General features: G+C 76.8%; 1 protein-coding gene. It reads right to left on the bottom strand.

Annotated features, from left to right (window positions below; genetic code table 11):
- Positions 1–70: 70 nt before the first annotated feature.
- Entirely contained in the window at positions 71–1,279 is a 1,209-nt protein-coding gene (locus tag ACFU6K_RS38975) for a DNA gyrase subunit B (RefSeq protein ID WP_380671409.1), read from the bottom strand.
- Positions 1,280–1,421 lie beyond the last annotated feature (142 nt).

Below are 1,421 nucleotides of genomic sequence, written 5' to 3'. Positions count from 1 at the left end.
GCCTTGAGGGAGGCGGCGGGACCGGGTGCCGCTCGGGCGGCCGGGGCCGTGCGGGCGGGCGGGGTGTTGCTCAGGCGCCGTGGACGAGGCGTTCGACGACGGCCGCGGCCTGCCGCGGGTGCTGCTCCAGCCAGGCGTCCAGGTGGCGGCGGACGGCCTCGGCGACGCAGGCGCGCACGGCGGTGTTGCCGAGCACGTCGAGGGTGGAGCCGTGGAACTCGGGCTCGTCGAGCTTCACCGACACGACCGCCGTCAGGCCCGCGCAGGCCTGCCCGGCGCTCAGGCCGGAACCCGGCGCGTCCGGCAGGGGCCGCTTGCGCGCGTACGCGTCGAGCGCGGCCGCCAGCCCGTCACGGAAGCCGAGTTCGTGGGTGCCGCCGCGCGGGGTGGGCCGGCTGTTGGCGAAGCTCCGGACCCGCTCCTCGCCGCCGGCGCGCCAGCGCAGGGCCACCTCCAGCGTCCCCGCCATCCGGGGGTCCTCGGCCTCGAAGGCGAGGGTGTCCGTGGCGGCGGGCGCCGCGTCCCGGGCCGCATCCGGGGCCGCATCCCGGGCCGTGTCCCGGGCCGCGTCCCGGTCGTCGAGGAAGGCGACGAACTCCCGTACCCCGCCGGGGGAGTGGAACCGCGCCGACCGGGGCTCGCCGGGGCCGCGACGGTCGGTCAGCGAGATGTCCAACTCGCGGTACAGGAAGGCCAGTTCGCGGAAGCGGTCGGCCAGGTCGTCGAAGGAGAACTCCGCCGTCCCGAAGACCTCGGCATCCGGCCAGAAGGTGAGGACGGTCCCGCTGCCGGTCGCCGGGCCCGCCCCGGTGAGCGGGGTGACGGCCGCGCCGCGCGCGTACTCCCGCTCCCAGCGCACCCCCTCGCGCCGCACCTCGGCCGTCATCCGGCCCGACAGGGCGTTGACGACGGCGGGGCCCACCGCCCAGTGCCCGAGCGCCACGTCGCGGCGGCCGCCACCGGGCCCCGCTCCGGCCCACAGACGGGTCAGCAGGGTGTCGAGGTCGGGCCCGTCGGTCTCCTCCGCCCCGCGGACGGGGACGCCCGGGCCGTCGTCGGCGACGCGCACGCCGCCGTCGGACATGAGGGTGATGTCGACGCGGCCGGCGCGGCCAGCCAGGGCCTCCTTCACCGCCCGGTCGGCGACCTCGAACACCATGTGGCGCAGGCCGCGTTCACCGGTCGAGCCGATGTACATCCCGGGCCGCTTCCGCACGGCTTCCAGGCCTTCCAGGACCTGGATGCGGGCGGCCTCGTACCCGGTCTTCTCCTCGTTCACGATGTCCCCTCCGAAGGTGTCCGGCAGAGCTCCACAGCCTAGGCGAAATTCGGCATAACACCAGGTCAGAGCCTGTTTGCCGCGGGCGCAGGCGGGCGCGTGGGCGCCTGCCGGCGGGCGCCCGCCGCAGGGGCCCCGGACC

The organism is Kitasatospora sp. NPDC057512, assembly GCF_042802135.1.
Taxonomy (GTDB): Bacteria; Actinomycetota; Actinomycetes; order Streptomycetales; family Streptomycetaceae; genus Kitasatospora.
This window is presented reverse-complemented; position numbering and strand designations above follow the sequence as displayed.